Annotated in this window: 2 rRNA genes (1 of these 2 cut by a window edge); both read left to right on the top strand. The window is 51.2% G+C overall.

Features of this window, described 5'->3' with window-relative positions:
* Positions 1-2,212, top strand: a 23S ribosomal RNA gene (locus AVHM3334_RS23250) (it extends 666 nt beyond the left edge of the window).
* Between the two features lie 120 nt (positions 2,213-2,332).
* A 5S ribosomal RNA gene (rrf, locus tag AVHM3334_RS23245) occupies positions 2,333-2,445 on the top strand.
* Positions 2,446-2,500 lie beyond the last annotated feature (55 nt).

Raw genomic sequence — 2,500 nt, 5'->3', positions numbered from 1 at the left:
GAAACCAAGTGATCTATCCATGGCCAGGATGAAGGTGCCGTAACAGGTACTGGAGGTCCGAACCGACTAGTGTTGCAAAACTAGCGGATGAGCTGTGGATAGGGGTGAAAGGCTAAACAAACTTGGAAATAGCTGGTTCTCTCCGAAAACTATTTAGGTAGTGCCTCAAGTATTACCGTCGGGGGTAGAGCACTGTTTTGGCTAGGGGGTCATGGCGACTTACCAAACCAAGGCAAACTCCGAATACCGACGAGTACAGCTTGGGAGACAGAGCACCGGGTGCTAACGTCCGGACTCAAGAGGGAAACAACCCAGACCGCCAGCTAAGGTCCCTAAAATTGGCTAAGTGGGAAACGAAGTGGGAAGGCTAAAACAGTCAGGATGTTGGCTTAGAAGCAGCCATCATTTAAAGAAAGCGTAATAGCTCACTGATCGAGTCGTCCTGCGCGGAAGATGTAACGGGGCTAAGCCAGTTACCGAAGCTGCGGATTCACAGTTTACTGTGAGTGGTAGGAGAGCGTTCTGTAAGCCTGTGAAGGTGTCTGGTAACGGATGCTGGAGGTATCAGAAGTGCGAATGCTGACATGAGTAGCGTTAAAGGGGGTGAAAAGCCCCCTCGCCGTAAGCGCAAGGTTTTCTACGCAACGTTCATCGGCGTAGAGTGAGTCGGCCCCTAAGGCGAGGCAGAGATGCGTAGCTGATGGGAAACAGGTCAATATTCCTGTACCGATGTGTAGTGCGATGTGGGGACGGAGAAGGTTAGCTCAGCCAACTGTTGGATATGTTGGTTCAAGCCTGTAGTCGTGCCTGGTAGGTAAATCCGCCAGGCTTAGATGAGGGGTGATAACGAGCCTGCTTGCAGGCGAAGTGAGTGATACCCAGCTTCCAGGAAAAGCCACTAAGCTTCAGCTACACACGACCGTACCGCAAACCGACACTGGTGCGCGAGATGAGTATTCTAAGGCGCTTGAGAGAACTCAGGAGAAGGAACTCGGCAAATTGATACCGTAACTTCGGGAGAAGGTATGCCCCAAGTAGGTGAACCTGTACAAGGCGAGCCCAAAGGGGTTGCAAAAAATCGGTGGCTGCGACTGTTTAATAAAAACACAGCACTCTGCAAACACGAAAGTGGACGTATAGGGTGTGACGCCTGCCCGGTGCTGGAAGATTAAATGATGGGGTGCAAGCTCTTGATTGAAGTCCCAGTAAACGGCGGCCGTAACTATAACGGTCCTAAGGTAGCGAAATTCCTTGTCGGGTAAGTTCCGACCTGCACGAATGGCGTAACGATGGCCACACTGTCTCCTCCTGAGACTCAGCGAAGTTGAAATGTTTGTGATGATGCAATCTCCCCGCGGAAAGACGGAAAGACCCCATGAACCTTTACTGTAGCTTTGTATTGGACTTTGAACAGATCTGTGTAGGATAGGTGGGAGGCTTTGAAGTAAGAACGCTAGTTCTCATGGAGCCAACGTTGAAATACCACCCTGGTGTGTTTGAGGTTCTAACCTAGGTCCATTATCTGGATCGGGGACAGTGCATGGTAGGCAGTTTGACTGGGGCGGTCTCCTCCCAAAGCGTAACGGAGGAGTTCGAAGGTACGCTAGGTACGGTCGGACATCGTGCTAATAGTGCAATGGCATAAGCGTGCTTAACTGCGAGACTGACAAGTCGAGCAGATGCGAAAGCAGGACATAGTGATCCGGTGGTTCTGTATGGAAGGGCCATCGCTCAACGGATAAAAGGTACTCTGGGGATAACAGGCTGATACCGCCCAAGAGTTCATATCGACGGCGGTGTTTGGCACCTCGATGTCGGCTCATCTCATCCTGGGGCTGTAGCCGGTCCCAAGGGTATGGCTGTTCGCCATTTAAAGAGGTACGTGAGCTGGGTTTAAAACGTCGTGAGACAGTTTGGTCCCTATCTTCCGTGGGCGCTGCAGATTTGAGGAAGCCTGCTCCTAGTACGAGAGGACCGGAGTGGACACACCTCTGGTGTATCGGTTGTCACGCCAGTGGCATTGCCGAGTAGCTAAGTGTGGAAGAGATAACCGCTGAAAGCATCTAAGCGGGAAACTCGTTTCAAGATGAGATCTGCCGGGGCCTTGAGCCCCCTAAAGAGTCGTTCAAGACCAGGACGTTGATAGGCTGGGTGTGGAAGCGCAGTAATGCGTTAAGCTAACCAGTACTAATTGCTCGTGCGGCTTGACCCTATAACTTTGATCAACGTTTGATCAAGTTCTTATGCCAAGTGACGCAGTCAAACCAAAAAACTGATTCCAAACTCTATGAATTTGCCGCCTTGATCCATGTCAAGGTAGCTACAAGTTATGCCTGATGACCATAGCAAGTTGGTACCACTCCTTCCCATCCCGAACAGGACAGTGAAACGACTTTGCGCCGATGATAGTGCGGATTCCCGTGTGAAAGTAGGTCATCGTCAGGCTCTTACAGCCGAAAACGCCCCTCCATCTTTCGATGGCGGGGCGTTTTGCTTTGCG

The organism is Acidovorax sp. SUPP3334, from assembly GCF_030159055.1.
Classification (GTDB): Bacteria; Pseudomonadota; Gammaproteobacteria; order Burkholderiales; family Burkholderiaceae_C; genus Paracidovorax.
This window is presented reverse-complemented; position numbering and strand designations above follow the sequence as displayed.